This window comes from Mesorhizobium sp. M1273 (assembly GCF_040318195.1).
Taxonomy (GTDB): domain Bacteria; phylum Pseudomonadota; class Alphaproteobacteria; order Rhizobiales; family Rhizobiaceae; genus Mesorhizobium.
This window is the reverse complement of the sequence record NZ_JAMYLV010000030.1, coordinates 1-26,827: the sequence shown is the minus strand read 5'-3', so window position 1 is coordinate 26,827 and position 26,827 is coordinate 1. Positions and strand designations below refer to the sequence as shown.

27 protein-coding genes are annotated in these 26,827 nt (G+C 63.4%); 10 read left to right on the top strand and 17 right to left on the bottom strand.

Annotation, left to right across the window (positions count from 1 at the left end; translation table 11 throughout):
• The first annotated feature begins 12 nt into the window (after positions 1-12).
• Complete coding sequence (locus NKH30_RS25090; RefSeq protein WP_352997421.1) at positions 13-765, top strand: sulfite exporter TauE/SafE family protein; 753 nt, start codon at positions 13-15, stop codon at positions 763-765.
• On the opposite strand, the gene trmD is transcribed toward NKH30_RS25090, so the two are convergent.
• Both trmD and rimM read right to left on the bottom strand, forming a co-directional pair.
• Positions 747-1,445: a tRNA (guanosine(37)-N1)-methyltransferase TrmD gene (gene trmD, locus NKH30_RS25085; RefSeq protein WP_352997420.1), complete on the bottom strand. Its 699-nt coding sequence runs from the start codon at positions 1,443-1,445 to the stop codon at positions 747-749. The two genes, NKH30_RS25090 and trmD, sit on opposite strands and share 19 nt — an antisense overlap.
• Complete coding sequence (rimM, locus tag NKH30_RS25080) at positions 1,442-2,041, bottom strand: ribosome maturation factor RimM (RefSeq protein ID WP_352685328.1); 600 nt, start codon at positions 2,039-2,041, stop codon at positions 1,442-1,444. Before rimM ends, trmD begins: the two co-directional genes overlap by 4 nt.
• Before the next feature lie 115 nt (positions 2,042-2,156).
• On the opposite strand from rimM, the gene NKH30_RS25075 reads away from it, so the two are divergent.
• On the top strand, positions 2,157-3,095 hold the full coding sequence (locus tag NKH30_RS25075) for a tyrosine recombinase XerC (protein ID WP_352470801.1): 939 nt from the start codon (positions 2,157-2,159) through the stop codon (positions 3,093-3,095).
• A gap of 85 nt (positions 3,096-3,180) precedes the next feature.
• Positions 3,181-4,248, top strand: a complete 1,068-nt coding sequence (locus NKH30_RS25070; RefSeq protein ID WP_352615453.1) for a TraB/GumN family protein — start codon at positions 3,181-3,183, stop codon at positions 4,246-4,248.
• A 918-nt stretch (positions 4,249-5,166) separates the two neighbouring features.
• On the opposite strand, the gene lpdA is transcribed toward NKH30_RS25070, so the two are convergent.
• The 12 genes from lpdA to mdh all read right to left on the bottom strand — a co-directional run bounded on the left by lpdA (position 5,167) and on the right by mdh (position 17,415).
• The gene (gene lpdA, locus NKH30_RS25065; protein ID WP_352770257.1) at positions 5,167-6,573 is read right to left on the bottom strand and encodes a dihydrolipoyl dehydrogenase; all 1,407 of its coding nucleotides are present in this window, start codon (positions 6,571-6,573) and stop codon (positions 5,167-5,169) included.
• 18 nt (positions 6,574-6,591) lie between these two features.
• Positions 6,592-7,347 carry an SDR family oxidoreductase gene (locus tag NKH30_RS25060; RefSeq protein ID WP_352770258.1) on the bottom strand — a complete coding sequence of 252 codons (756 nt, stop codon included), beginning with the start codon at positions 7,345-7,347 and terminating at the stop codon, positions 6,592-6,594.
• Positions 7,344-7,796: a hypothetical protein gene (locus NKH30_RS25055; RefSeq protein WP_352770460.1), complete on the bottom strand. Its 453-nt coding sequence runs from the start codon at positions 7,794-7,796 to the stop codon at positions 7,344-7,346. Before NKH30_RS25055 ends, NKH30_RS25060 begins: the two co-directional genes overlap by 4 nt.
• Before the next feature lie 65 nt (positions 7,797-7,861).
• On the bottom strand, positions 7,862-8,443 hold the full coding sequence (locus NKH30_RS25050; protein ID WP_352770260.1) for a hypothetical protein: 582 nt from the start codon (positions 8,441-8,443) through the stop codon (positions 7,862-7,864).
• 10 nt (positions 8,444-8,453) lie between these two features.
• Entirely contained in the window at positions 8,454-9,755 is a 1,302-nt protein-coding gene (gene odhB, locus NKH30_RS25045; protein ID WP_352470805.1) for a 2-oxoglutarate dehydrogenase complex dihydrolipoyllysine-residue succinyltransferase, read from the bottom strand.
• Positions 9,756-9,784: 29 nt separating this feature from the next.
• Positions 9,785-12,772 carry a 2-oxoglutarate dehydrogenase E1 component gene (locus tag NKH30_RS25040; RefSeq protein ID WP_352770262.1) on the bottom strand — a complete coding sequence of 996 codons (2,988 nt, stop codon included), beginning with the start codon at positions 12,770-12,772 and terminating at the stop codon, positions 9,785-9,787.
• A 126-nt stretch (positions 12,773-12,898) separates the two neighbouring features.
• Positions 12,899-13,801, bottom strand: coding sequence for a succinate--CoA ligase subunit alpha (gene sucD / locus NKH30_RS25035; RefSeq protein ID WP_352450172.1), 903 nt, complete (start codon positions 13,799-13,801; stop codon positions 12,899-12,901).
• A 12-nt stretch (positions 13,802-13,813) separates the two neighbouring features.
• The gene (locus tag NKH30_RS25030) at positions 13,814-14,311 is read right to left on the bottom strand and encodes a DUF1579 family protein (protein WP_352540827.1); all 498 of its coding nucleotides are present in this window, start codon (positions 14,309-14,311) and stop codon (positions 13,814-13,816) included.
• A gap of 2 nt (positions 14,312-14,313) precedes the next feature.
• Complete coding sequence (locus tag NKH30_RS25025) at positions 14,314-14,685, bottom strand: cupin domain-containing protein (protein WP_352615464.1); 372 nt, start codon at positions 14,683-14,685, stop codon at positions 14,314-14,316.
• A gap of 32 nt (positions 14,686-14,717) precedes the next feature.
• Positions 14,718-15,209, bottom strand: a complete 492-nt coding sequence (locus NKH30_RS25020) for a hypothetical protein (protein ID WP_352540825.1) — start codon at positions 15,207-15,209, stop codon at positions 14,718-14,720.
• The gene (gene sucC, locus NKH30_RS25015) at positions 15,209-16,405 is read right to left on the bottom strand and encodes an ADP-forming succinate--CoA ligase subunit beta (RefSeq protein WP_352997419.1); all 1,197 of its coding nucleotides are present in this window, start codon (positions 16,403-16,405) and stop codon (positions 15,209-15,211) included. Before sucC ends, NKH30_RS25020 begins: the two co-directional genes overlap by 1 nt.
• Positions 16,406-16,446: 41 nt before the next feature.
• On the bottom strand, positions 16,447-17,415 hold the full coding sequence (gene mdh / locus NKH30_RS25010) for a malate dehydrogenase (protein ID WP_352456335.1): 969 nt from the start codon (positions 17,413-17,415) through the stop codon (positions 16,447-16,449).
• 232 nt (positions 17,416-17,647) lie between these two features.
• Between mdh and NKH30_RS25005 the strand changes: the two genes are divergently transcribed.
• Positions 17,648-18,076 (top strand): GNAT family N-acetyltransferase, encoded by a 429-nt coding sequence (locus tag NKH30_RS25005; RefSeq protein WP_352997418.1) that lies wholly within the window; start codon positions 17,648-17,650, stop codon positions 18,074-18,076.
• Positions 18,077-18,110: 34 nt separating this feature from the next.
• On the opposite strand, the gene zapE is transcribed toward NKH30_RS25005, so the two are convergent.
• On the bottom strand, positions 18,111-19,313 hold the full coding sequence (zapE, locus tag NKH30_RS25000; RefSeq protein ID WP_352997417.1) for a cell division protein ZapE: 1,203 nt from the start codon (positions 19,311-19,313) through the stop codon (positions 18,111-18,113).
• Between the two features lie 145 nt (positions 19,314-19,458).
• Positions 19,459-19,998 (bottom strand): protease inhibitor Inh/omp19 family protein, encoded by a 540-nt coding sequence (locus tag NKH30_RS24995; RefSeq protein WP_352493197.1) that lies wholly within the window; start codon positions 19,996-19,998, stop codon positions 19,459-19,461.
• Between the two features lie 306 nt (positions 19,999-20,304).
• On the opposite strand from NKH30_RS24995, the gene NKH30_RS24990 reads away from it, so the two are divergent.
• The 6 genes from NKH30_RS24990 to NKH30_RS24965 all read left to right on the top strand — a co-directional run bounded on the left by NKH30_RS24990 (position 20,305) and on the right by NKH30_RS24965 (position 26,127).
• Positions 20,305-21,315 carry an MBL fold metallo-hydrolase gene (locus NKH30_RS24990; protein WP_352493196.1) on the top strand — a complete coding sequence of 337 codons (1,011 nt, stop codon included), beginning with the start codon at positions 20,305-20,307 and terminating at the stop codon, positions 21,313-21,315.
• Between the two features lie 70 nt (positions 21,316-21,385).
• A complete protein-coding gene (locus NKH30_RS24985) occupies positions 21,386-21,547 on the top strand; it encodes a DUF1328 family protein (protein WP_031195454.1) in 162 nt (53 codons plus the stop codon).
• A 73-nt stretch (positions 21,548-21,620) separates the two neighbouring features.
• Positions 21,621-22,505: a diaminopimelate epimerase gene (dapF, locus tag NKH30_RS24980; RefSeq protein WP_352470815.1), complete on the top strand. Its 885-nt coding sequence runs from the start codon at positions 21,621-21,623 to the stop codon at positions 22,503-22,505.
• Complete coding sequence (mtaB, locus tag NKH30_RS24975) at positions 22,505-23,806, top strand: tRNA (N(6)-L-threonylcarbamoyladenosine(37)-C(2))-methylthiotransferase MtaB (RefSeq protein WP_352493195.1); 1,302 nt, start codon at positions 22,505-22,507, stop codon at positions 23,804-23,806. The genes dapF and mtaB overlap by 1 nt, the downstream gene beginning before the upstream one ends.
• Positions 23,807-23,817: 11 nt before the next feature.
• The gene (gene ftsY, locus NKH30_RS24970) at positions 23,818-25,401 is read left to right on the top strand and encodes a signal recognition particle-docking protein FtsY (protein ID WP_352493194.1); all 1,584 of its coding nucleotides are present in this window, start codon (positions 23,818-23,820) and stop codon (positions 25,399-25,401) included.
• A gap of 60 nt (positions 25,402-25,461) precedes the next feature.
• The gene (locus NKH30_RS24965) at positions 25,462-26,127 is read left to right on the top strand and encodes a septation protein A (protein WP_352493215.1); all 666 of its coding nucleotides are present in this window, start codon (positions 25,462-25,464) and stop codon (positions 26,125-26,127) included.
• A gap of 14 nt (positions 26,128-26,141) precedes the next feature.
• Here NKH30_RS24965 and NKH30_RS24960 read toward each other — a convergent pair.
• On the bottom strand, positions 26,142-26,827 hold a 686-nt coding region (locus NKH30_RS24960; RefSeq protein ID WP_352997416.1), incomplete at its 5' end, for a transposase.

The window sequence follows — 26,827 nt, the reverse complement described above, 5'->3', positions numbered from 1 at the left end:
GACGACACCCTCATGCCAATCTTGGACGCGGTCCTGCTCTTTCTCGCCGGCTTTCTATCAGGCGCGGTCAATGCCGTTGCCGGCGGCGGCACGTTCATAACCTTTGGCGCCATGACCCTGGCCGGCCTGCCGCCGATCGTCGCCAATGCGACATCGTCGGTGACGCAATTTCCTGGCTACATCACCTCGACGCTCGCCTATTGGCACGACATCAAGCATTTCTGGCGTGGCGCACTGCTGCTCAGCCTCATTTCGGCTCTCGGTGCGCTGTCTGGCGCGCTCATCCTTCTAGGGCTCGACAACCCGTTGTTCCGCGCCTTGGTGCCGTGGCTGCTGCTGGCGGCAACCGCATTGTTCGCTGCCGGGCCATGGCTGAAGCCGGCGCCCAAGCCGGGGCATGAGGCCGCGGTAGGTTCGCTGGTCGGGTCGCTGGCGCAGTTCGCCACCGCCGTCTATGGCGGCTTCTTCGGCGCCGGCATGGGCGTCATGATGCTGGCGACGCTCGGTCTCACCCAGTCCGGCGACTATCACCGGCTGAACGCACTGAAGAACATGCTGGCCGTAGTCATCGCTGCGGTTGCCATCCTCGTCTTCGTCTCGGGCGGCGTCATTGCCTGGCTGCAGGCGATCATCATGATCCCGGGTGGCGCGCTGGGCGGCTATGCCGGCGTCTGGATCGCCAGGCGCGTGCCGCAGAACGCGGTGCGCGGCTTCGTCATCGCCGTCGGCCTGTTCCTGGCTTTCTACTATTTCGATAAGGGCTGAGCGGCTGAAAGATCCGGTCGTCGCTCCTTCGTCAGCCTCTCCGCTTCGGCCCGCCGCCACGCCGCGATCTTCCTGTGATTGCCCGAAATCAGCACTTCGGGAATCGGCCGGCCCTCGAACTCCTGCGGCCGCGTATAATGCGGATGTTCGAGCAGGCCGTTTTCAAAGCTCTCTTCCTCGCCCGATACCGCATTGCCCATGACGCCGGGCAGCAGGCGCACCACGGCGTCGAGCAGCACCAGTGCCGCCGGCTCGCCGCCGGACAGGATGAAGTCGCCGATCGAAACTTCTTCGAGGCCGCGCGCCTCAATGACCCGCTGGTCGACGCCTTCGAAGCGGCCGCAGACGATCACCGCACCCGGCCCAGCGGCGAGTTCGCGCACGCGTGCCTGGTTCAGCGGCTTGCCGCGCGGGCTCATCAGCAGGCGCGGACGTGGATCGGCTGCCGGCGAGGCATGGTCAATGGCGCTGGCCAGCACGTCTGCCCGCATCACCATGCCGGCGCCGCCGCCGGCCGGCGTGTCATCGACGGTACGGTGACGATCGCTGGCAAAGTCGCGGATCTGGATCGTTTCGAGCGACCAAATGCCGGTCTCGAGGGCGCGGCCGGCCAGCGACAGGCCAAGCGCGCCGGGAAACATCTCGGGATAGAGCGTCAGCACCGAAACCGAAAAACTCACCGGTTGCCTCCGGCGTCCCTCGGCCCGCGCGGCCTGCCCCTGGGGTCGAAACCGTCGTCAGCGGGAGGCTCGCCGTCCTCATCCTCGACCAAACCTGCGGCGGCTGGATCAACGCGGACAAAGCCGCCGGCGATCGACACTTCCGGAACGGCGGCCTGAGTGAACGGGATGAGCACGCCCTTGCGCCCCGCCAGCGTCACGTCGAGAATGTCGCCGCCGCCGAAATTGTGCACGGCGACGACCTTGCCGACGACCGCACCGGTGTCGTCCTTGACCTCCAGTCCGACGAGGTCGGCATGGTAGAATTCATCCTCTTCGCCCTCATCGGGCAACACCGAACGATCGACGAACAATTCGGTGCCGGCCAGCGCCTCGGCGGCATTGCGGTCGTTGACGCCTTTGAAGCGCACCACCACCACGGTGTTGGCGGGCCTGATGTCAACGATCTGGAAGGCGCGGCCGTCCCTGGCGTAGAGGGGACCGTAATCGGCCAGCGCCAGCGGGTCGCCGGTAAAGCTCTTGACGCGCAATTCGCCCTTGATGCCGTGCGCGGCACCGATCACGGCCATCTGGACGGGGTTTTGCGGCTTGCTCATCTGCGGAAAATCCTTTGCTTTGCTCTAACCCCAGCCCGTCGTCATTTCAATGACGCCGCTCTTCACCGCTTCCTAACCCGCGTGCCGGAAGATGGCGGGGAACTGGAAGAGTGCAATGCAGGAATTCCTCATATCGGCAAAACCCGACCTGCAGGCGGCGCGCGAGGCCTGGCTGAAGATGCTGGCGCGCGAACGCCGGCTATCGCCCGAAACCGTCGAGGCTTATGAGCGCGACACACGCCAGTTCCTGCATTTCCTGACCGGCCATTGCGGCGGCTCGCCCGGCATTTCCGACATCGCCGATCTGCGCCCCGCCGATTTGCGCGGCTTTCTCGCTGCCCGCCGTGCCGAGGGCGCCGGCGCCCGTACGCTCGGGCGCGGGCTGGCCGGCATCCGCTCGCTGTTGCGTTTCCTGGAAAGGCGCGGCCTCGCCAATGCGGCAGGTGCGACAGCCTTGCGCGCGCCGCGGCAGCCGAAATCGCTGCCCAAGCCGCTGACCGCAAGCGATGCAAAACACGTCGTCTCGGTGGAAGGCCAACTGGCGGAGGAGCCGTGGATTGCCGCGCGCAACGCCGCCGTGCTGACCCTGCTCTATGGGTCCGGTTTGCGGATTTCCGAGGCGCTCGGCCTGTCGAGCGCCGATCTTTCCTCACCTGGTGATACCGTGCTGCGCGTCACCGGCAAGGGTGGCAAGACCCGGCTTGTGCCGGTGCTGCCGGTGGCGCTGCGGGCGATTGCCGAATACCGCCGCCTCTGCCCTTGGCATCTCGATCCCAAGGGCCTGCTGTTTCGCGGTGCCCGCGGCGGCCCACTCAACCCGGCAATCGTCCAGCGCGACATGGCCAAGCTGCGCTCGGCGCTCAACCTGCCCGACACGGCGACGCCGCATGCGCTGCGCCATTCCTTCGCCACGCATCTGCTAGGGCGCGGCGGCGACCTGCGCACCATCCAGGAGTTGCTCGGCCACGCCAGCCTGTCGACAACCCAGATATACACCGGCGTCGACACCGCCAGGCTGCTCGAGATTTACGAAGCAGCTCATCCTCGTGCGTGATCGATGCATGTGTCGGTGGCCATCTCGCAACAATTTTGATGCGCCGGTTAACCGTTTTGCCGCTTTTTGCGCCTAGAACCGCAGCATGAAACGCCTCATCGCCATCGCCGACCGCGCGACCCATGTGTCGCTGAAGCTGCTCGTCGCGCTGAACGCCCTGTTTTTCCTCTCTTTCCTCATCGTCGCGCTGCTCGCGGCGGGCAAGGCACGCGCCGAGACTTCGGCCTGCACCGGTAGCGATATGCTGAGCGCGCTGCAAAAGGACGACCCGGCTGCCTACCGCAAGATCGAGGCGGAGGCGGCAGCGACGCCGAACGGCAAGGGCCTGCTGTGGAAGCTCGAAAAATCGGGCGAAAAACCGTCCTTCCTGTTCGGCACCATGCACGTTACCGACCCGCGCGTCACCACGCTGCCACCCGCCGCGCAGAAGGCATTCGATGCGGCTGGCACCGTCATCATCGAGACCACCGAAGTGCTCGACAAGCAGAAGATGATGGCAGCAATGCTGAAAGAGCCGGATCTGATGATGTTCACCGACAAGACGACGCTTTCGTCGCTGCTGTCGCCGGAGGATGCGGCGGTGGTCAACAAGGCGCTCGATGCGCGTGGCATCCCGCCAGCGACCGTCGCCAAGATGAAACCTTGGTTGCTGTCGGCGATGGTCGCGCTACCTGCATGCGAAGTAGCTCGCCAGGCTGGCGGTGCGCCGGTGCTCGACGTCAAGCTTGCCAAGGACGCCGAGGCTTCGGGCAAATCGGTCGAGGGGCTGGAGACAATCGCCGACCAGCTGCGCGCCATGGCTTCGCTGCCGATCGCCTTTCACCTGAAGGGGCTGGTCGATACGCTGAAGCTTGGCGACAAGGTGAACGACGTCAACGAAACCATGATCGTGCTTTACCGGCGTGGCGACACTGGCATGTATGTACCGCTGTTTCGGGCTGTCGTCCCCGATCAGGTCGACGACGAATCGGGTTACGCCGAATTCGAGCAGACCATGATCACCAGCCGCAACAAGGTGATGGTCGATCGTGCAGCGCCGATCCTCGCCCACGGCAATGTCTTCATGGCGGTCGGCGCCATGCACCTTCCCGGAGCGCAAGGCTTGGTCGAGGGTTTCCGCAAGACCGGCTATACGGTGACCGCCGTCAACTGAACGACACGGCGGAGTTGCACACCGAATCATTGCCGAGGCGGGATCAGCCCTTACGCGTGGCGCGACGGCGGACCAGCCGCGCTTCGTGCCAAGAAACCGAAAAAGGTTCGGTTTGGCTCGATCGAACCCATTTTGCGGTGGAAATGCATGCCTGCGAGCGATTCCGGATCAGAATTGCCCTGTTTTCGGCGTTTTCAACGCCTAATGTGAAACCGATTCAACGATTGTACGTTGATGGCTATTACTTGATGTTTTTCATCCACGGAGGACACTTTTATGGCGAACACACCCAATCCGAACGACCCATTCACCTCGCCGGGCTCCGCACGGCCAAGCGGCGGCGGCAGCGGCTGGCTGATTGCCCTGGTCGTCGTTATCCTGGCAATTGTCGCCTATTATGTTTTTGGAAGACGTAGCGAGGCACCTACGCCTGCCGAACCGCCCGCAGCCAGCACACCGGCTCCCGCCCCAGCGCCCGCCGAGCCGATGAAACCAGCCGAACCGGCTCCTGCGCCAGCTCCGGCAACACCCGCTCCGGCTCCGGCTCCGGCCCCTGCGCCCGCCCCGGCCCCGGCCCCGGCCCCGGCACCAGCACCAGCGCCGGCACCGGCTCAGTGATCAGACTGCTGATTTAATATATGAACGGTCCGCTGAAAGGCGGGCCGTTTTTTTGAGAGCAGCCGTCGATGCTCTGAGCTGCGATTAGCCATGGGCTAACTTCATCTTCGTCATCCAGCGCGGAGCAGGAGCGAAGCGACATCGCGGAGACCCTGGAATCCATCTGCGGTTGAGAATGGAAGCCGTCTGTGGTGATCCTTCGCGCCCCTCTCTGTCCTGCCGGACATCTCCCCACTTGGGGCCACTTGGGGGGAGATTGGCTATTTCGCCAATCGCCACCGTCGCCTGCGATTCAACCGCTCAGATATGGATCGGCTTGAAGAACGTCGCCAATGCCGCCTCCTTTACCGCTTCCGACATTGTCGGATGGGCGTGACAGGTGCGGGCTAGGTCTTCCGACGAGCCGCCAAATTCCATCAGCACGGCCGCCTCATGGATCATCTCGCCGGCCCCGAAGCCGACGATGTGGACGCCGAGCACACGGTCGCTGGCCTTGTCGGCCAGGATTTTCACAAAGCCGTCGGTGTGCAGCATGGCGCGCGCGCGGCCATTGGCGCTGAACGGGAATTTTCCGGCCTTGTAGTCGATGCCGGCCTTCTTCAATTCTTCTTCGGTCTTGCCGATCGTGGCGATTTCCGGCGTGGTGTAGACGACGCTCGGAATCACGTCATAGTTCACATGACCGGCCTGGCCGGCGATGGTCTCGGCCACCGCCACGCCCTCGTCTTCGGCCTTGTGGGCAAGCATCGGCCCGGCGATGACATCGCCGATGGCGTAGATGCCGGGCACGTTGGTCCTGAGATGGCCGTCGGTCTTGACCCGGCCGCGCTCGTCGACGTCGACGCCGGCCTCCTTCAGCCCGAGAGCGTCCGAATAGGCCCGTCGTCCCGTCGCAATCAGCACCGCGTCCGCCTCGATCGTCTCGGCTGCTCCGCCCTTGACCGGCTCGAAGGTAACCGTCGCCCCCTTCTTGGCCTTGGCGACGCCGGTCACCTTGGCGCCCAGCCTGAATTCAAAGCCCTGCTTCGACAGCAGGCGCTGGAACTGCTTGGAGACATCGCCATCCATGCCGCCCAGGATGGTGTCGAGGAACTCGACCACGGTGACCTTGGCGCCGAGCCGCGCCCATACCGAGCCGAGCTCCAGACCGATGACACCACCACCGACCACCACCAGATGGCCCGGCACCTTGTCCAGCGACAGCGCGCCGGTCGACGAGACGATCACCTTCTCATCGAAATCGACCTTGACGCCGGGAATGCCGGCGACGTCGGAGCCGGTGGCGATGACGATGTTCTTGGTCTCGATCTCCTCGACCTTGCCGTCATCGGAGGTCACCGACACCTTGCCGGCCGCAACCACCTTGCCGGTGCCACGAAAACTGTCGATCTTGTTCTTCTTGAACAGGAAGGCGACGCCATTGACGTTGGCCGTCACCGTCGCATCCTTGTGTGCCATCATCTTCCCAAGGTTGAGCTTGGGCGCGCCGATCTCGACGCCGAGCGCCTCGAAGGAATGGCCGGCCTCGGCAAACATCTCGGACGCATGCAGCAGCGCCTTTGACGGGATGCAGCCGATGTTGAGGCAGGTGCCGCCGAAGGTCGGGTTCTTTTCGACCACCGCCGTCTTCAGACCGAGCTGCGCCGCCTTGACGGCGCAGACATAGCCGCCTGGTCCCGATCCGATGATAACGACGTCATAGGCCATGATACTGTCCCTTTTGCTTTAGCGGCCGCCGCCGATTTCCAGATTGGCGCCGGTTGTGTAGGACGCCTCGTCCGACAGCAGCCAGAGAATTGCGGCTGCGACTTCCTCGGCGGTGCCGACGCGCTGCATGGGCACCACCTTGCGCATTCTCTCGGCCCGATCCGGCTGACCGCCGGAGGCATGAATTTCGGTGTCGATGATGCCCGGGCTGACCGCGTTGACACGAATGCCTTCGCCGGCCACTTCGCGGGCAAGCCCGACGGTGAAGGAATCGACCGCGCCCTTGGAGGCGGCGTGGTCGACATATTGACCCGGCCCGCCAAGCCTTGCCGCGATCGAAGAAACATTGGCGATGGCACCGCCCTTGCCGCCATGCCTGGTCGACATCCGCTTCACCGCCTCGCGGGCGCAAAGCATCGGCGCGATCACATTGATGCGCATCATGCGCTCCAGCCTCGCAGCGCTCAGCTCGTCGACGCGCGCGCTCTGGTCGACCACGCCGGCATTGTTGACGAGCGCGTCGAGCCGACCGAAACGGGCATCGACAGCCTCGAACATGGCCAACACGTCCGTCTCGCTGCCGACATCGCCCTTGACCGCAAAGGCTTCTCCGCCAGCAGCCTCGATGTCGGCGACCACCGTTTCGGCGGCTTTTGCATTCGACATGTAATTGACCGCAATGCGATAACCGGCCCTGGCGGCAAGCCTGCATGTAGCGGCGCCGATGCCGCGGCTGCCGCCAGTCACCAGCAGGATCTTTCCGCTCGCGCTCATTCCTGACATCCTTTCAGGGCAAAGACGTCCCAGGGCACCTTGGAAAAGCCGTTGGCGCCGTAGGCCGCCGACATCTGCAACGACGCTCCCAGATCGGGCAGGATCAGCTTCTTCGGCGCATCCTTTCCTTCGCCCGGCAGCAACGCGATATTGCCCTGGTCGTCGGCAGTGTAGATGACGCCCTCCCACACGGTGCAGGCGGCGAGCTCGTCGCCGGTGACGTCGCCGGCCGGGCATTTGTACATCAGCGAGCCATGCGGCCGCGCCGCGCTCTCGGTCCACATGACGATGCCGTCGAGCACGATGCGCTTGTCGAGCACCATCTTGAAGCTGTTGGTGACGGCGGCCGACTCGCCGGTCGGCCTGAAATCGATCTCGGCGGCGTCTTCAGGATCGCCATAGACGGCGAGCTCGAGCGGGCAGGCGGCGTGCGCGGCCGCCGGGATCATCGCCGCGCCGACCGCTATCGATGCGGTCGACAGGCTTTCGGACAAGAAAGAACGGATCGTCACTGCTATCCGCCTTGAACAGCTTGATCGAGGATGAAGACCGTCGAAAGAAAATAGTCTATCTCAAACGCTACGTTTTCATTCCTGTCGACCGGAACCGCGTTCACCTCGTATTTGAGGGTCAAGATGCGAGAACTCTCCGCCAGCTCAATATAGACGTCGCGCTCACGACCGCCGCCGATTGCCCACTTGAACTCGCTCTTGTTCAGGAACTGCAGTGCCTTGGGCAAGGTATGTATGGCAATCGGTTGTGTGCCTGCAAAAGTCACGGGATGCCGGCCCACATCGACGTTAAGATGGCCGTACCAAGTCGCAATCGTTCCACCCGATTCCAGTCTTCCGAAGACAGGCTCGACACTAATCGACCTCAGACGAAAATCGGGACTGAAGAAGAACTCGCAATTGGCACCATAGATGCACCACGCCGATCCGGCGTCTCCGTGGCGATAATGATTGTCCGCCCGCAGATCCTCCGGATCTATCAAGCTGCGAACCGTCTCGCGGTCGCTCTTGCCGAGCTCGATTGGGCCAGCACGGCCTGTCGACAATAGTTCGAACAGATCTATCGGGTCGATCGGCTCAGCCACCGGAGCCCCCCTAGAGGTCGAGCACCAGCCGCTCAGGGTCCTCCAGGCTTTCCTTGACGCGGACCAGGAAGGTCACCGCTTCCTTGCCGTCGACGATGCGGTGGTCGTAGGAGAGCGCCAGATACATCATCGGCCGGATCACGATCTGGCCGCCGACCACCACCGGCCGCTCCTGGATCTTGTGCATGCCCAAAATGCCCGACTGCGGCGCATTGAGGATCGGCGTCGACATCAGCGACCCGTAAACGCCACCGTTGGAAATCGTGAACGTGCCGCCTTGCATATCGGCGACGGAGAGCTTGCCGTCGCGCGCCGCAAGCCCCAGCCTGCCGATGTCCTTCTCGATTTCGGCGATGGACATCTGGTCGGCATTGCGCACAACCGGCACGACAAGGCCTTTCTCTGTACCGACGGCAACGCCGATATGAGCGTAGTTCTTGAAGATGATGTCGGTGCCGTCGATCTCGGCATTGACCGACGGGATCTCCTTCAGCGCATGGGTGACGGCCTTGGTGAAGAAGCCCATGAAGCCGAGCTTCACGCCGTGCTTCTTCTCGAACACGTCCTTGTATTTGCCCCTCAGCGCCATCACCGCGCTCATGTCGACCTCGTTGAATGTGGTCAGCATGGCGGCGGTCGATTGCGCTTCCTTGAGGCGGCGCGCGATGGTCTGGCGCAGCTTGGTCATGCGCACGCGCTCCTCGCGCGACGCATCGTCGGCCGGGGACGGCGCGCGCGCGGCAACGGGTGCCGGTACAGGCGCTGCCTTCGGCATTTCGGCCGGCTGCGACGGCGCGCCCCTGGCGATAAGGTCGAGCACGTCGCCTTTCAGCACCTGGCCGCGCTTGCCCGAGCCCGACACCTGGTCGACCGCGAGATTGTGCTCGGCCAGCAGCTTTGCCGCCGACGGCGCCGGCGGCATGGTGCGCGTCTCGATCGCGCCGGCGTCGCCGGCGATCTTGGCCGTCTCGGCAGCGGCCTGCTTGACGCTCGAGGCTGCGGTGGGAGCCGAAGCCTGCGATACCGCATCCTGTTTGTCCGCCGGAGCGGCGGCGGCATTGGCTGCCGCGCCGGCGCCCGCCGAAATCGTGCCGAGCAGTGCGCCGACGCCGACCGTCTCGCCTTCCTTGACGGCGATCTCGGCGAGCGTGCCCGCGGCGGCGGCCGGCACTTCCACCGTCACCTTGTCGGTTTCGAGCTCGACCAGCGGCTCATCGGCGGCGATCGCGTCGCCGACCTTCTTGAACCATTTGCCGATGGTCGCCTCGGTGACGGATTCACCAAGTGTCGGGACGCGGATTTCGGTTGCCATTGTGCCTGTCCGTTTCTTTCGGTTCTGTTCTATTCACCAAGCGCGTCGTCGAGCAAGGCGGCAAGCTGGGCGAGATGCTTCGACATCAATCCGGTCGCCGGCGAGGCGGCGGCTGGCCGGCCGGTATAGCGCACCCGCTGATGCTTGGCGTCGATATGCGCCAGCACCCATTCGAGATACGGGTCGATGAACGACCATGCGCCCATGTTCTTGGGCTCCTCCTGGCACCACACCATCTCGGCATTGCGAAAGCGCGACAGTTCGGTGATCAGCGCCTTGGCCGGGAACGGATAGAGCTGCTCGACGCGCAGCAAATAGATGTCGTTGATGCCGCGCTTCTCGCGCTCCTCGTAGAGGTCGTAATAGACCTTGCCCGAACAGATCACGACACGGCGGATCTTCGAATCCTTGGTGAGCTTGATGGCCTGGCCCGACAGCAGCTGGGCATCGTCCCACAACAGCCGGTGAAAGGCGCTTTCGCCCGACATCTCCGGCAGCGTCGATACCGCCCGCTTGTGGCGCAGCAGCGACTTCGGCGTCATCAGGATCAGCGGCTTACGGAAGTCCCGCTTCAATTGCCGGCGCAAGATGTGGAAGTAATTGGCCGGCGTCGTGACGTTGGCGACCTGCATATTGTCTTCGGCGCAAAGCTGCAGGAAGCGCTCGAGCCGGGCCGACGAGTGCTCCGGCCCCTGGCCTTCATAGCCATGCGGCAGCAGGCAGACGAGGCCCGACATTCTGAGCCATTTGCGCTCGCCCGACGAGATGAACTGGTCGAACACCACCTGGGCGCCGTTGGCGAAGTCGCCGAACTGCGCTTCCCACAGCGTCAGCGCCTTCGGCTCGGCCAGCGAGTAGCCATATTCAAAGCCGAGCACGGCCTCTTCCGACAGCATCGAGTTGATGACCTCGAAGCCGGCCTGCGCCGCCGACAGATTGTTGAGCGGAATGTAGCGTGTCTCGTCGCGCTGGTCGTAGAGCACGGAATGGCGCTGCGAGAAGGTGCCGCGCTCCGAATCCTGTCCGGACAGCCGGATCGGATTGCCGTCGAGCAGGATGGCGCCGAAGGCCAGCGCCTCGGCCGTCGACCAGTCGATGCCTTCGCCGGACTCGATCGCCTGGCGGCGGTTGTCGAGGAAGCGGATGATCGTCCTGTGCGCCTCGAAATCCTTCGGCACCTCGGTCAGTTTCTTGCCGATCTCCTTCAGCATCTTGACCGGCACGGCGGTCTTGCCGCGCCGCTGTTCGTCCTGGTTGTCGGCCGAGCGCAGGCCGGACCACGCGCCGTCCAGCCAGTCCGCCTTGTTCGGCTTGTAATGCTGGCCCACCTCGAATTCCTGCTCGAGATGCGCCCGCCAATCGGCCTTCATCTTTTCGAACTCGGCCTGGGTGATGTGGCCTTCGGAAATCAGCCGGTCGGCATAGATCTGCACCGTCGTCTTCTGGTTGCGGATCTTGCGATACATGATCGGTTGGGTGAAGGCGGGCTCGTCGCCCTCATTGTGGCCGAAGCGGCGGTAGCAGAACATGTCCACCACGACAGGCTTGTGGAACTTCATGCGGAATTCGATCGCCACCTTGGTCGCATGGACCACGGCTTCCGGATCGTCGCCATTGACGTGGAAGATCGGCGCCTCGATCATCTTGGCCACGTCGGACGGATAGGGCGACGAGCGCGAGAAGCGCGGGTTGGTGGTGAAGCCGATCTGGTTGTTGATGATGAAATGCAGCGTGCCGGCGACGCGGTGGCCGCGCAGGCCCGACAGGCCGAGGATTTCGGCAATCACGCCCTGGCCGGCAAAGGCGGCGTCGCCATGCAGCAGCAAGGGCAGCACCTTAGCACGCTCTTCCAGCGGCACGATCTCCTCGCGGCTGCGGCCGAACAGATAGTCCTGTTTGGCGCGCGCCTTGCCCATCACCACCGGGTCGACGATTTCCAGATGCGAGGGATTGGCGGTCAGCGACAGATGCACCTTGTTGCCGTCGAACTCGCGATCCGACGAGGCACCGAGATGGTACTTCACATCGCCCGAGCCCTCGACCTCGTCGGGCGCAGCGGAGCCGCCCTTGAACTCATGGAAAATGGCGCGGTGCGGCTTGGCCATCACCTGCGACAGCACGTTCAGCCGGCCGCGATGCGCCATGCCGAGCACGATCTCCTTCATGCCGAGCTGGCCGCCGCGCTTGATGATCTGCTCCAGCGCCGGGATCAGCGACTCGCCGCCATCAAGGCCGAAGCGCTTGGTGCCCTTGTACTTGACATCGATGAATTGCTCGAAGCCTTCCGCCTCGACAAGCTTCTGCAGGATCGCCTTCTTGCCGGCGGCGGTGAAGGAGATCTCCTTGTCGGTACCCTCGATGCGCGCCTGGATCCAGGCCTTCTCCTCGGGATCGGAAATATGCATGAATTCGACGCCGAGCGTCGAGCAATAGGTCCGGGTCAGGATATCGAGCATCTGCCGGATGGTGCCGAATTCCAGCCCGAGTACATTGTCGAGGAAGATCGGCCGGTCGTAATCGGCTTCGGTGAAGCCGTAATTCTCCGGCGACAGCTCGTTATAGTCCTCGAGCGGCTTGGCGATGCCGAGCGGATCGAGATTGGCGTGCAAATGACCGCGCATGCGGAAGGCGCGGATCATCATGATGGCGCGGACGGAATCGCGCGTCGCCTGATGCACGTCGGCGTCGGAAAGCGCTGCGCCGTTGCCGGCCGCCCTGTCCTTGACCTTTTTTTCGATGTGCTTTTCGATCAGGCCCCAATTGCCGTCCAGCGCCGAGACCAGCTCGCCATTGGCCTGCATCGGCCAGGTGGGCTTGGCCCAAGAGGCGCCCTTGGCGTTCCTGCGCACGTCGCCGGCGTCATCCTTCAGCGCCGCGAAGAAGTCCTGCCATTCGGGATCGACCGAAGCGGGATCGTCCTCATAGGCGGCATAGAGCGCGTCGATATAATCGGCATTGCCGCCATAGAGGAAAGAGGTAAGCGAAAATTGGTCGTTGGCCTGATCTTGTCTTGCCATGTCACTGTCGAAGCCTTTGCTTCGTCTCCTTTGTTGGAGGGGAGTAAGGGAATAGGGGAGTAAGGGAGTAGGGCAAATGCCCTCGTCTTGTTCCCTACTCCCCTATTCCCGTACTCCCTTACTCCCCTAACCCTTGATCGCCTCGACCAGCGTCGTGCCGAGCCGGGCCGGCGACGGCGAAACCTTGATGCCGGCCGATTCCATCGCCGCGATCTTGTCTTCCGCGCCGCCCTTGCCGCCGGAGATGACCGCGCCCGCATGGCCCATAGTGCGGCCCGCCGGTGCGGTGCGCCCGGCGATGAAGCCGGCCATCGGCTTGCTGCGGCCGCGCTTTGCCTCGTCCTTGAGGAATTGCGCGGCGTCTTCCTCGGCCGAACCGCCGATTTCACCGATCATGATGATCGACTTGGTCTCGTCGTCGGCGAGGAACATCTCCAGCACGTCGATGAACTCCGTGCCTTTGACCGGATCGCCGCCGATGCCGACGGCAGTGGTCTGGCCGAGGCCGACATTCGTGGTCTGGAACACCGCCTCATAGGTAAGCGTTCCCGAGCGGGAAACAACGCCGACCGAGCCCTTGCGGAAGATGTTGCCGGGCATGATGCCGATCTTGCATTCATCGGGGGTCAGCACGCCGGGGCAGTTGGGGCCGATAAGCCGCGATGTCGAACGGTCGAGCCTTGCCTTGACTTTGATCATGTCCATCACCGGTATGCCCTCGGTGATGCAGACGATCAGCGGGATCTCGGCCTCGATCGCTTCCAGGATCGCTTCGGCAGCACCCGCCGGCGGCACGTAGACGACCGAAGCGTTGGCGCCGGTCCTGGCCTTGCCTTCGGCTACGGTGGCGAAGATCGGAAGCGCCTCGCCCTTGGCGCCGGTCCAGGTTTCGCCGCCCTTCTTGGGGTGGATGCCGCCGACCATCTTTGTGCCGTGATAGGCGAGCGCCTGTTCGGTATGGAACGTGCCGGTCTTGCCGGTCAGGCCCTGCACCAGCACCTTGGTGTTCTTGTCGACGAGAATGGACATCGGAGCCCTTTTCTAAAAACCATTGATCGAGGAAGGCGAGACGCGCCGGTAGACGCCGCTCACCATGTCTTGCCAGCCATCGCCGCCGGCAGGTTTGAAATGCAGTCGCATGCCGAAGGCATCGGCATTGTCGAAAATATAAGTCACACGCGCGGAGCCGCGCTGCGACGACCGCTCCAGAACCAGCTCCGTGCCGTTCCAGCTGCCTTTGGCCGGCGACATCGGCACGAAACCCATCGAATCGAACTGGTGCATGGTGACGATTTTGTTTTGCTGGTCGAAGCCGAACACGCTGTACGCGCCGAACGAAACCGTGCCGTCGCGGCGCTGGCGATAGCGCTGCACTACGAACAGGCCGCCGAACTGTGCCTCTGCCAGTATTTCCGAACTCGCTGTTCCGCCGTCGGCCCATTTCGTGGCCGACACCTCTTCCTCGCCGCGCCACGCTCCGACCAGCGCCCGCAGGCGCTGGTGATCGGCCGAGAGTGAGGAGAAGGGCGCAGCGTTCATGGTCAGAGCCGCTTGAGATCGGCGACGGTGAGGTCGCTCTTAGCGTTGCCGGTGTTGAGCGTCGTCGCCGGCTCGAACATCAGCACCACCGGCTGTTCGCTGAGCGAGCGCGGCCGGTGCTCGACGGCGCGCGGCACAACGATGAACTCGCCGCTGCCAAGCTCAACCGTGCCGTCGCGGAAATCGATGGCGATGCGGCCGCGCAGCACCAAGAATGCTTCGTCTTCATTGTCATGCGCGTGCCAGTCGAAGACATCGCCGAATTTGGCGATCTTGACCTGGCTGTCGTTCACGTCGCCGGCGATATGCGGATCGAAGACCTTCTTGATCTTCTGATCCGCCGCCTCGACGAGGTTTATCTTGTGCGGAGGCATCGCCTATCAACCTTGACCCTGAAGTTCTGTTTTCAAGCTGGGCATTTTTGGTTTCCGTGAACGACAGCACCGATCCATCGGCCCCCGGCGCGCCGGATCGTCACGATCTGCACCGATAAATTGCCGCCAGACGTTCTCAATTCACCAAGGGACTTGGGGTCATCATCGGCTTGGAAACTGCTGCCATATTTGGTCAGAAGCCTTTTCAGGATCATGTTGGCGGCCAGCTTCGGATCGTTGGTGCCGAAGGAGACCAGGCAGTCGCAGCGACCGTTCGAACTCTTGATTGAGGCAACGATTTCCGTAGCCTTGTAGACTTGTAGCCCGTCGGATCCGGCCTTGAACCCGCTTTGCCGGGCAACCGCGTTGAACCGGCCGAAGCTGGGCGCCGTTGCCGGACATAAGTTCATGAAGAGATTGACCCTCTTGCCGATCCAGGCGGGCGACTTCGAACTATCCGCGGCCGCAGCAGCGCTGGCCCAAAAGGCCATGCCGCAGAGCGCTATGGCCAGCAACCGATGCATCAGTCGCCCTTCACCGCCGCGACAATCTTCTTGGCTGCGTCATCGAGGTCATCGGCCGACACCACGTTCAGCCCGCTGTCGTTGATGATCTTCTTGCCGAGCTCGGCATTGGTGCCTTCCAGCCGCACCACCAGCGGCACTTGCAGGCCGACCTCCTTGACCGCGGCGATGACGCCCTCGGCGATGATGTCGCACTTCATGATGCCGCCGAAGATGTTGATCAGGATGCCTTTGACCGCCGGATCCTTGGTGATGATCTTGAACGCCGCCGTCACCTTTTCTTTCGACGCGCCGCCGCCGACATCGAGGAAGTTGGCGGGTTCGGCGCCGTAGAGCTTGATGATGTCCATCGTCGCCATGGCAAGGCCGGCGCCGTTGACCATGCAGCCGATATTACCGTCGAGCGCGACATAGGCGAGGTCGTATTTCGATGCCTCGATCTCCTTCTCGTCCTCTTCGGTGGTGTCGCGCAATTCGAGCACGTCCGGGTGACGGAACAGCGCATTGTTGTCGAACGACACTTTTGCGTCGAGCACGCGCAGCCGGCCGCTCTTCATGACGATCAAAGGGTTGACCTCGAGCAGGCTCATGTCCTTCTCGACAAACGCCTTGTAGAGGATCGGAAACAGGGTCGCGCCATCCCTGGCGGCGTCGCCGTCGAGTCTCAGTGCGGCGTTGAGCTTCTTCACATCGTCGGCCGTCACGCCCTTTTCCGGGTCGATGGCGACGGTAATGATCTTTTCCGGCGTGTCGTGGGCGACCGCCTCGATGTCCATGCCGCCCTCGGTCGAGACGACGAAGGCGACGCGCCCGACCGAGCGGTCGACCAGGATCGACAGATAGAGCTCGCGCTCGATGTCGGCGCCGTCCTCGATATAGAGCCGGTTGACCTGCTTGCCGGCCGGGCCGGTCTGCTTGGTGACCAGCGTATGGCCGAGCATCTCCTTGGCGTTGGCGACGACCTCGGCCACCGACTTCGCCAGCCTGACGCCGCCCTTGGCATCGGGCCCGAGCTCCCTGAACTTGCCCTTGCCGCGGCCGCCGGCATGGATCTGGCTCTTGACCACATAGAGTGGGCCGGGCAGCGCCTTGGCGGCAGCTTCCGCCTCGCTCGCCTTGAACACCGGCACGCCCTCGGCCACGGGTGCGCCAAAGCCTTTCAGCAGCGCCTTGCCCTGATACTCATGGATGTTCATGCGCTATGTCTCCAGCTTGCTTGGCGGGCTTGATTACCGGCTTACTTGGCCGCGAGATGCGGAGCGATCTTGACGCAGGCGTCGCACAGGCCCTGCACCGCCGCGACCGAATTGTCGAACATCTTCTGCTCGCTCTTCGCGAGCTCGATCTCGATGATCCGCTCGACGCCGCCGGCGCCGATTACCACGGGAACGCCGACATAGGTGTTTTTGACGCCATATTGGCCGGAGAGGTACGCCGCACAGGGCAGCACCCGCTTCTTGTCCTTGAGATAGGCTTCGGCCATGGCGATGGCCGAGGCGGCCGGCGCATAAAAGGCGGAGCCTGTCTTGAGCAGGCCGACGATCTCGGCGCCGCCGTCGCGGGTGCGCTGCACGATCTGGTCGAGCCGCTCTTTCGAGGTCCAGCCCATCTTGATGAGGTCGGGCAGCGGGATGCCGGCAACCGTCGAATAGCGGATCATCGGCACCATGGAATCGCCATGGCCGCCGAGCACGAAGGCGGTGACGTCCTCGACCGAGACCTTGAATTCCTCGGCCAGGAAATAACGAAAGCGCGAACTGTCGAGCACGCCGGCCATGCCGACGACATGGCTCTTGGGCAGGCCGGAAAACTTCTGCAGCGCCCAGACCATGGCGTCGAGCGGATTGGTGATGCAGATGACGAAGGCTTTCGGCGCGTATTTCTTGAGGCCGGCGCCGACCTGCTCCATCACCTTCAGATTGATGCCTAGAAGATCGTCGCGGCTCATGCCGGGCTTGCGCGGCACGCCGGCGGTGACGATGCAGACATCGGCGCCCTCGATGCCGGCATAGTCGTTGACGCCGGTCAGCCTCGAGTCGAACCCATCGACCGGCGACGACTGCGCGATGTCCAGTCCCTTGCCTTGCGGGATGCCTTCGGCGATATCGAACAGCACGACGTCGCCGAGATCCTTGAGGCCGACCATGTGGGCGAGGGTGCCGCCGATCATGCCCGAGCCGATGAGCGCTATCTTGTTGCGTGCCATGTCAGGATGTTTTCCCTTTGACTATGACGGCGCCCAAATCCTTGACGATTTGATGACGGCGTCGGAGGAAGAGGCCGGAATGCTGCGGAACCGCGAAATTCGCCGCACGCAATAGCCCCGGCCGCACAAAAATTCAAACGATTATTTTGGAGTGAGTAATTTCAATCGGTTAGAAACAATGGGAATTACGTAAACGTCAAAATTCTGAAGCCGACTAGAGGAATTCTACACAATGGCACTGGAAATCAGAAGGCTGTTTCCTGGCGATGACGCCCTTGTGATGCGGGTTGCCGACGAAGTCTTCGACGAGCCGGTCAGGCCGGATCGGCTCTCCGCCTATCTCGCGGAGCCCGGTCATTTCATGGTCGTGGCCCTCGCCGACGACATCGTCGTTGGCCAATGCGCAGCCGTCATCCACCGCCACCCGGACAAGGTGAGCGAACTCTACATAGACGAGGTCGGCGTGGCGCCGGCCTTTCAACGCCTGGGCGTTGCGACGAGGATGCTTGGCGCCATGTTGGTACTCGGTCGCGAGCATGGCTGTGAGGAGGCGTGGGTCGGCACCGAGCCGGACAATGTCGCTGCTCGCGCACTTTACGAGTCGCGAAAAGAGCCGCATGGGCCGGCGGAGGGGTTTGTCATGTATGTTTATCGATTATAGGCGCCGGCGGCAGCGCCCGCTTCGGTACTATCCCTCACGCCTGTGCCTGCCGTGCCTCCGTCGATGATCCCTGCGCCCTCTGCCTCTTCGCCCAGTCCTCCAGCCAGTCGTGGCTCTGCATCTCGATCAGCCGCGATGCGGTGCGCTCGAACTCGAAGACTTCGTTGCCGCGCTTGGCCGTATAGAGCTGCGCCGGCGGTGCCGCGGCGCTCATCACCAGCCGTACATGATGATCGTAGAGCGTATCGACCAGCAGGATGAAGCGCTTGGCTTCGTTGCGCTTGCCTTCGCCGAGCACCGGCACATGGTCGATGAAGATGGTCGAGAAGCGGGCGGCAATGGCAAGATAGTCGCGGGCGCCGAGCGGCCTCTCGCAGAGATCGGCGAAGGAAAACCGCGCAGCCTCCCCTGCAGCCCGCGGCACCATGACGTGCCGGCCCTTCACCGTCAGCATCGTCTCGGCCGTCGGCCTGCCATGCGTCATCACCGCCCACGCGTCGTCGAGCGCATGGTCGGCGGCGGCATCGGCCGCGGTGATGTAGACCGGCATGCGGCTGAGCTTGTCGAGGCGGTAATCCTTGTCGGCGTCCAGCGCCAGCACCTGCGCGTGGCGCTCCAGGATAGCGACAAACGGCAAAAACAACTGACGGTTCAGGCCGTCGCGGTAGAGATCCTGCGGCGCGACATTGGAAGTGGCAACCAGCACCACGCCATTGGCAAACAACGCCGAAAACAACCTTGACAGGATCATCGCATCGGCGATGTCGGTGACGGAGAACTCGTCGAAGCATAGCACCCAGGCTTCCTCGGCCAGCGCGCGCGCCACCGGCGGGATCGGGTCGTCCTCCTTGGCCGTGCCGTTCTTGCGAGCCTGCCGGTGCTTCTGAATGCGGTCCTGCACGTCGGCCATGAAGTCGTTGAAATGCACCCGGCGCTTGCGCCGCACCGGCAGCAGCTCGAAAAACATGTCCATCAGCATGGTCTTGCCGCGGCCGACGCCGCCATGGATATAAAGGCCCTTGACCGCCTCGTGCACCTCGCGCTTGCGGGCGAACAACCACCCCAGCGCGCTTGATTTCTGCGCCAGCCGCTTTGCCGATATCTCTTCGATCAGCCGGTCGAGCGCAGCGGCGATCCGCTCCTGCGCCGGATCGCGCCCGATGGCGCCCGTCTCGACTAGATGGTCATAGCGCTGCTTGACGGTCGCATGAGTCTGGAGGCCGTCACGCAGATGCATTGGTCACGTCGTTCCGGAGCAATTCCAAGAAAAGTGTGCAGCGGTTTTCTGTCCGGAATTGCGTAAAAAACAAAAGAGAGCAATTCCAAGAAAAGTGTGCAGCGGTTTTCTGTCCGGAATTGCGTAACAATGGGGGGCCGTTCTCTTACCTTGTAAGCGAGATCGGCAGGCCGTTGGAAGTCTGGCCGTCGAATTTCTCGCCGCCTGAGGAATAAAGCCGTGCCAGCGTGCCGCCATTCTCGTCGTAGAGCGTCAGTTGCTTGCCGGCGACGTTCCAGGATTTGATGCCATCGAGCGGCGCCGGGCAATGCAGCGGTCCGGCGCGGTAGCCCGAACCGAATTTGGTTTGCGGCGTCGCCACCTGACAGCTCTGGCCGGACACGCTTGCCTTCCACACGCCGGCGACGCTGGACGCGGTAAGGTCGGCCGCACCGGCCGGCGCCGTCCCGTCCGGCGGCAGCGAGGCGACCTGGGTGTTCTGCGGCGCGGTCGGAAATTTCGACGGATCGGCCGGGCCGGGTGTCGCCGGCGGCGGCAGCTGGTTTGCGGTCACCTTGCCGGCGGGCGCAGCTTCCAGCGGCGCCGGCTGCTGCTCGTCCATCGATGTGAACCGTGAGGTTGAACAGCCGCTCGCAACGAGCGCGGCCAGCGATACGGCCAGCAGGCCGGTTTTCGAAAATTTCATTCTTCAACCTCCGTCGGATCGGGCTGGGGGTGCCGTCCGCGCAATGTCCCCCTCACCAAGATGGAGAAGGTGGCGAAATTTCAACCCGATATGGTTAAAATACGGTTTGCGCCGGTAATGTTGCAAATTTGTCGCAAAATGCACATTGCCTGAAATTGCGTTACGCCTTGGCCGTTTGGCCGACACCTCCGGTTGATTTCGATACGGCGCGCTGGCGCCAAATCCCTGGCGTTCACCTCAAATGCTTGTGCGGGCCGGCGCCGGCATTATCTCTTGGCGATCAGCAAACTGCAGGGAGCCGATTTCTTGGCCGCGAGAAAGAGAGCCGCCAACCGCTATTACAGCGGGCCGCCCAGCGATCATTTCGACGGCACCTTGTTCTTCAATCCCGACGGACGGCCGCCCGGTCGCTTTGCCGATCTGTTGAAATGGCAATTGAGCCGCGAGCGCTCGAAATGGCCGGCGGCGGATCCGAGCCCGTTTCCACCGGCAAGACCGGTCGAGCGCATCGATGGTTCTGCGCTGCGCCTCACCATGGTCGGTCATTCCTCGCTGCTCGTCCAGACAGCCGGCCTGAACATCCTGACCGACCCGGTCTGGTCGCGACGCGTCTCGCCGCTCTCCTTCGCCGGGCCGAAACGCGTCAATCCGCCGGGCATCGCGTTTTCGCATTTGCCGCCGATCGACCTCGTGCTGGTCAGTCACAACCATTACGACCATCTCGACCTCGCCACGCTGAAGCGCCTGAAGACAAGACACGACCCGCTGCTGCTGACGCCGCTCGGCAACGACACGATCATCGGCGCTGCCGTGCCCCGTATGAGGCTTTCCGCGCATGACTGGGGCGACCGGGTCGATATCGGCGATGGCGTCGCCGTCCATGTCGAGCCGGTGCACCACTGGTCGGCCCGCGGTACTCGCGACCGGCGCATGGCGCTGTGGGCGGGTTTCGTCGTCGAGACACCCGACGCAAAGATCTATTTCGCCGGCGATACCGGCTTCCACGGTGGCGTCAATTACCGGCTGATGGCGCAAAAGCACGGCGGCTTCCGCCTCGCCATCCTGCCGATCGGCGCCTACGAGCCGCGCTGGTTCATGGCGCCACATCACCAGGATCCGGAGGAGGCGGTGCAAGGCATGCTTTTGTGCAACGCCGCCTATGCAGCCGGCTGTCACTGGGGCACGTTCCGGCTCACCAACGAGCCGATCGACGAGCCGCCCAGAAAGCTCGGCGAAGCGCTCGATGCTGCCGGCCTGCCGCGGCAACGTTTTCGCGCCTTGCGGCCGGGCGAAGTCTGGGACGTGCCGGCGGTCTAGCGCGGCGGAACCTAAGGCATCACATAGACGTTTGTAGGTGTTCAAACTTGTCGCCTGCGAGGTGTCTCTCATGATCAGGTGGATCATCATTCTTTTGATTATCGCGGCCGCGGCGAGCCTGCTCGGCATGCCGGCACTGGCCGGAGCCGCCGCCACCGGCGCGCGCATCCTCATCGGCATCGTGCTGATCATCTTCCTGTTGATCGTGCTTGGCGTCTTCGCGGTGACTTGAAAATCACGCCGCGCTGGTAATTTCTGCCGCTATCCGCCATATAGGCGCCAAACGGCAAGAGACCTTTCGATCGATGGCAAGCGCGGCCCCTTTCGCCAAGATGAACGGCATTGGCAACGAAATCATCGTTGCCGATATGCGTGGCCGTGCCGATCGCGTGACGCCTGCGGCAGCCGTCGCGCTTAATGCCGATGCGGCGACCAGGTTCGACCAGATCATGGCGATCCACGACCCCAGGACGCCGGGCACCGCCTTTTTCATCGACATCTTGAATTCCGACGGAACCAGGGCGCAAGCCTGCGGCAACGGCATGCGTTGTGTCGTCCAGGCGCTCGCCGCCGAGACCGGCCAGAAGACATTTGCCTTTGAAACAGTCGCCGGCATCCTCAATGCCGAGGAACATGCCGACGGAATGATCTCGGTCGACATGGGCAGGCCGCGCTTTGGCTGGCAGGACATCCCGCTGGCCGAGGAATTCCGCGACACCCGCATGATCGAGCTGCAGATCGGCCCGATCGATGCTCCGGTGCTGCATTCGCCGTCGGTCGTCTCGATGGGCAATCCGCACGCCATCTTCTGGGTCGACCGCGACGTCTGGTCGTACGAGCTCGAGCGCTTCGGCCCGCTGCTCGAAAACCACCCGATCTTCCCCGAGCGCGCCAACATCACCATCGCGCAGGTGACCTCGCCGGAGACCATGGCCATCCGCACCTGGGAGCGCGGCGCCGGCCTGACCAAGGCCTGCGGCACGGCTGCTTGCGCCGCTGTAGTCGCCGCGTCCCGCACCCGGCGTACCGGCCGCGGCGTCACGCTGATGACGCCCGGCGGCGGCTCGCTGCATGTTTTGTGGCGCGACGACGACCACGTCATCCTCACCGGTGCCGCCGAATGGGAATTTTCCGGCAGCTTCGATCCGTCGACCGGGGCGTGGGCGCGCGACACCGAAAGCGCCGCCTGATGGCTCCTCTTGGCAACAAGGGTATCGAGGTCGTCACCTTCGGCTGCCGGCTGAACACCTATGAATCCGAGGTGATGCGGCGTGAAGCCGAAATTGCGGGCCTCGGCGGCCTCGAAGGCGGCGCCATCATCTTCAACACCTGCGCCGTCACCGGCGAGGCTGTACGCCAGGCCAAGCAGTCGATCAGAAAAGCCCGCCGTGAGAACCCGGCCGCCCGCATCATCGTCACCGGCTGTGCCGCGCAGACCGGCCCGCAGGATTTCGTCGCCATGGACGAGGTCGATCTCGTCCTCGGCAATGAGGAAAAGCTGAAGGCGCATTCCTATCGCGCGCTGCCGGATTTCGGCGTCAACGACACTGAGAAGGCGCGCGTCAACGATATCTTTTCGGTGCGCGAGACGGCCGCCCACATGGTCGACGCCATCGAGGGCCGGGCGCGCGCTTTTGTCCAGGTGCAGAACGGCTGCGACCACCGCTGCACCTTCTGCATCATTCCGTACGGTCGCGGCAATTCGCGCTCGGTGCCGATGGGCGCCGTGGTCGAGCAGATCAAGCGACTCGTCGGCAATGGTTATGCCGAGATCGTGCTGACGGGCGTCGACATGACCAGTTTTGGCGCCGATCTGCCGGGCGCACCGAAGCTCGGCAAATTGGTCAAGACCATCCTGAAGCAGGTGCCAGACGTGAAACGCCTGCGGCTTTCCTCGATCGACTCGATCGAAGCCGACGACGATCTGCTGGACGCCATCGCCACCGAGCCGAGGCTGATGCCGCATCTGCATCTGTCGCTGCAATCGGGTGACGACATGATTCTGAAGCGGATGAAGCGCCGGCACAGCCGCGACCAGTCGATCCGCTTTTGCGAGGATGTGCGCAAACTGCGCCCCGGCATTGTTTTCGGCGCCGACATCATCGCCGGCTTCCCGACCGAGACGGACGCCATGTTCGAAAACTCGCTGGAGATCGTCGAGGAATGCGGCCTGACGCATCTCCACGTCTTCCCGTTTTCGCCGCGCCATGGCACGCCCGCCGCGCGCATGCCGCAGCTCCGCCGCGACGTCGTCAAGCAACGCGCGGCACGCCTGCGCGCCGCCGGCGAGGCCGCCTATCGCCGCCATCTTGCCTCGCTCGCTGGAACGCATCAGTCGATCCTGGTCGAGCGTGACGGCCTTGGCCGCACCGAAGGGTTTACGCTGGCCGCGGTCTCTGCCGGCGCTCCGGGCGACATTGTCGAGGCTGATATCGCCGGCCATGACGGTATCCGACTGATCGCCGCGCCGCTTGCCGCCCGCGCCGCCTGAGAGCGCAAGACATGGCTGGGTTTTTCAAGAAGATATTTTCGTTCGGCAAGAAGGAAGTCGTCGAGGAGCGGCCCGACGAGGCCGCGCCGCTGCCGCCGATCAAATGGGACGAACTGGAGGCGCTGAAACCGGCCGCCGAGCAGGCCGTCCCGGAGTTTTTGAAACGCGAAGAATCGCGGCCCGAAGTCGAAGCCGTACCTCCAGTCGAACCAGAGTTGCCTCCGGCACCGCAACCGGCGCCGGAAGAGCTGAAGCCTGAGCCGCCGCCGACCATTCCACCCGAGCCGGAAACGCCTGCTGAGGAACCGGAGGAGATCCGGGCCGAGCCGCAGCAGCCAGAAATCGTCCCCTCCCAGCCGGAACCTGCACCCGTCGAAGCGCCGGTAGTGCCCACCGAGGCTCCCTCGGCAGCGCCAGTGCACGAAGTCCCGCCCGCCGAAATACCGCCCCCGATCCGCCAGCCAGCGCCGGCCGAGACGAAACCGATCTTGACCGAGATCGCGCCCGAACCGGAGGTCGTGCCGGCGCCCCACCCTCCCATCGGGGGGGAGGTAAAGCCCGAGCCGGAAGCCGTTCCGCAACCAGCGCCGGAGCCAAAGCCCGCCCCCGGCAAAGTCACCGTAACCAAGAAGGTCGAGCAGAAAGCCGAGCCGCAGAAGGCGCCCGAACCGGCGCCGAGGCGTTCCTGGTTCCAGCGCATGCGAGACGGGCTTGCCCGGTCTTCCCGGGAGTTGTCGGGCAACATCGCCGGCGTCTTCACCAAGCGGAAGCTTGACGAGGACACGCTGCAGGATCTGGAGGATGTGCTGATCCGCGCCGATCTCGGCATGGAGACGGCTTTGCGCGTTACCGACGCGCTCTCCGCCAGCCGCTACGGCAAGGACGTCTCCGACACCGAAGTCCGGGCCATCATGGCGGCCGAGGTGGAGAAGGTGCTGACCCATGTCGCCATGCCGCTGGAACTCGATCTCAGCCACAAGCCGCATGTCATCCTGGTCGTCGGTGTCAACGGCACCGGCAAGACCACAACCATCGGCAAGCTGGCGGCAAAGCTGACCGATGGCGGCCTCTCGGTGATGCTCGCCGCCGGCGACACTTTTCGCGCCGCCGCGATCGAGCAGCTGAAGATCTGGGGCGAGCGTACCAACTCGCCGGTCATTGCCTCGAAGCTCGGCGCCGATGCCGCCGGCCTCGCCTACGATGCATTCGAGCGCGCGAAGGAGGCCGGCTCCGACGTGCTGATCATCGACACCGCCGGGCGGCTGCAGAACAAGACCGAACTGATGGCGGAACTGGAAAAGATCGTCCGGGTGCTGGGCAAGCTCGATCCGGAAGCGCCGCACACCGTGCTGCAGACGGTCGATGCCACCACCGGCCAGAATGCGCTCAACCAGGTCGAGATCTTCCGCAATGTCGCCGGCGTCAACGGCCTGGTAATGACCAAGCTGGACGGCACGGCGCGCGGCGGTATTCTGGTGGCGATCGCGGCAAAGCACAAATTGCCGGTCTATTTCATCGGCGTCGGCGAACAGGTCGACGACCTCGAACCCTTTTCCGCAAGCGAATTCGCCAGGGCGATCGCTGGAGTGGCTTGACGAGCATGATTCCGAAAAGTTGCAGGCTCTTTGGATTGGATCATGCGTAAGAAGGACGCTATGAACCCACCCATCCTCGAAGGCGACCCGTCCGATCCGCGACGCAGGGCGTTGAACCCCGGCCTGAAATTCCTGCTCGAACTCGGGCCTGGCCTGGTGTTCTTTTTCACCACCATCCGCGGCGCGTGGCTTGTCGGGAAGTTTCCGATCCTCGGCCATATCGGCGAGCCTATCCTGATTGCCACAGCGTTCTTTATGGTGGCGACGGCGCTATCGCTCAGCGTTTCGTGGATTTTGACGCGCAGCTGGCCGATCATGCCGTTGGTCTCGGCCATCGTGGTGTTTGTGTTTGGCGCGCTGGCGCTGTGGCTGCAGGACAAGACCTTCGCTTTCATGAAGCCGACAATCATCAACAGCCTGTTCGGCATCACGTTGCTTGGCGGGTTGGCGTTTGGCAGATCGCTGTTGGGCTATGTCTTTGATTCCGCCTTCAATCTCGACGCCGAAGGCTGGCGCAAGCTCACTTTCCGATGGGGACTCTTCTTCCTTTTTCTGGCTGCGCTGAACGAGATCGTGTGGCGCAACTTTTCTGAGGAAGCCTGGCTTTATTTCAAGGTCTGGGGCACGATTCCCATTACCCTTGTCTTCACGTTAAGCCAAATGCCGTTGATCCTGCGCCATTCGCTCGAGGACAAGGCCGGCAAGGAAGAGAAGGCCGGCAAATAGAGTATCCGTGTTGGTCAAGGGAGAGATGGTGTCCAGGTCCGATTGTCCCTGAATAGTGCGTTTGCGAGGATGATGAGCTTTCGCATGATGGCTGTGATGGCGAGTTTTGAGGCTTTGCCGTCGGCCGTGAGCTGGTGGTATTTTGCCTTTAGATCGGGATTGAAGCGCATGGCGACGAGGGCGGGCATGTAGAGTGCCTGTCGGACATTGGCTCGCCCGCCGCGGATGAAGGCGCGGCCGATCCAGTTGCCGGACTGTCGTGCGACGGGAGCGAGGCCTGCGAGGGAAGCAGCCTGACCCTGACCGAGCGTGCCGAGTTCGGGCATTTCGATGAGAAGCGCGAAGGCGGTGATTGCCGAGACGCCCGGGATCGAGACGAGGATAGCGAAGCGACGGGAGAGATCGGGATCGGACTGGATGAGCGCCGTGATCTCCTTTTCGACAGCAGCCATTTGACGTTCGATCTGCCTGAGCTGCTGGGCATTGTGGCGCTTGAGGATGGGAAGGGTTAGCGCCTTGGCCCTGTTCCTCGCCGCCGTCCGGTTCTTCACCAGCGCCTCGCGCGCCATGTGCAGGTCCTTGAGATTATTGAGGATCGGGCTGCGCACCGGTCGTGCTTCGAGGTCGAGAAGAGCGCCCATGCGCGCCAGCATGGCGGCGTCCAGCCGGTCGGTCTTGGCGATCCTGCCGGTGGCCTCGG

What these genes read in the sequence shown, in the direction of transcription:
- NKH30_RS25090 (WP_352997421.1), top strand. Translation starts at nt 13, where the DNA reads ATGCCAATCTTGGACGCGGTCCTGCTCTTTCTCGCCGGCTTTCTATCA.
- rimM (WP_352685328.1), bottom strand. Translation starts at nt 2,041, where the DNA reads ATGAGCAAGCCGCAAAACCCCGTCCAGATGGCCGTGATCGGTGCCGCG.
- NKH30_RS25075 (WP_352470801.1), top strand. Translation starts at nt 2,157, where the DNA reads ATGCAGGAATTCCTCATATCGGCAAAACCCGACCTGCAGGCGGCGCGC.
- NKH30_RS25070 (WP_352615453.1), top strand. Translation starts at nt 3,181, where the DNA reads ATGAAACGCCTCATCGCCATCGCCGACCGCGCGACCCATGTGTCGCTG.
- lpdA (WP_352770257.1), bottom strand. Translation starts at nt 6,573, where the DNA reads ATGGCCTATGACGTCGTTATCATCGGATCGGGACCAGGCGGCTATGTC.
- NKH30_RS25060 (WP_352770258.1), bottom strand. Translation starts at nt 7,347, where the DNA reads ATGAGCGCGAGCGGAAAGATCCTGCTGGTGACTGGCGGCAGCCGCGGC.
- NKH30_RS25055 (WP_352770460.1), bottom strand. Translation starts at nt 7,796, where the DNA reads ATGATCCCGGCGGCCGCGCACGCCGCCTGCCCGCTCGAGCTCGCCGTC.
- odhB (WP_352470805.1), bottom strand. Translation starts at nt 9,755, where the DNA reads ATGGCAACCGAAATCCGCGTCCCGACACTTGGTGAATCCGTCACCGAG.
- NKH30_RS25040 (WP_352770262.1), bottom strand. Translation starts at nt 12,772, where the DNA reads ATGGCAAGACAAGATCAGGCCAACGACCAATTTTCGCTTACCTCTTTC.
- sucD (WP_352450172.1), bottom strand. Translation starts at nt 13,801, where the DNA reads ATGTCCATTCTCGTCGACAAGAACACCAAGGTGCTGGTGCAGGGCCTG.
- NKH30_RS25030 (WP_352540827.1), bottom strand. Translation starts at nt 14,311, where the DNA reads ATGAACGCTGCGCCCTTCTCCTCACTCTCGGCCGATCACCAGCGCCTG.
- NKH30_RS25025 (WP_352615464.1), bottom strand. Translation starts at nt 14,685, where the DNA reads ATGCCTCCGCACAAGATAAACCTCGTCGAGGCGGCGGATCAGAAGATC.
- NKH30_RS25020 (WP_352540825.1), bottom strand. Translation starts at nt 15,209, where the DNA reads ATGCATCGGTTGCTGGCCATAGCGCTCTGCGGCATGGCCTTTTGGGCC.
- sucC (WP_352997419.1), bottom strand. Translation starts at nt 16,405, where the DNA reads ATGAACATCCATGAGTATCAGGGCAAGGCGCTGCTGAAAGGCTTTGGC.
- mdh (WP_352456335.1), bottom strand. Translation starts at nt 17,415, where the DNA reads ATGGCACGCAACAAGATAGCGCTCATCGGCTCGGGCATGATCGGCGGC.
- NKH30_RS25005 (WP_352997418.1), top strand. Translation starts at nt 17,648, where the DNA reads ATGGCACTGGAAATCAGAAGGCTGTTTCCTGGCGATGACGCCCTTGTG.
- zapE (WP_352997417.1), bottom strand. Translation starts at nt 19,313, where the DNA reads ATGCATCTGCGTGACGGCCTCCAGACTCATGCGACCGTCAAGCAGCGC.
- NKH30_RS24995 (WP_352493197.1), bottom strand. Translation starts at nt 19,998, where the DNA reads ATGAAATTTTCGAAAACCGGCCTGCTGGCCGTATCGCTGGCCGCGCTC.
- NKH30_RS24985 (WP_031195454.1), top strand. Translation starts at nt 21,386, where the DNA reads ATGATCAGGTGGATCATCATTCTTTTGATTATCGCGGCCGCGGCGAGC.
- dapF (WP_352470815.1), top strand. Translation starts at nt 21,621, where the DNA reads ATGGCAAGCGCGGCCCCTTTCGCCAAGATGAACGGCATTGGCAACGAA.
- mtaB (WP_352493195.1), top strand. Translation starts at nt 22,505, where the DNA reads ATGGCTCCTCTTGGCAACAAGGGTATCGAGGTCGTCACCTTCGGCTGC.
- ftsY (WP_352493194.1), top strand. Translation starts at nt 23,818, where the DNA reads ATGGCTGGGTTTTTCAAGAAGATATTTTCGTTCGGCAAGAAGGAAGTC.
- NKH30_RS24965 (WP_352493215.1), top strand. Translation starts at nt 25,462, where the DNA reads ATGAACCCACCCATCCTCGAAGGCGACCCGTCCGATCCGCGACGCAGG.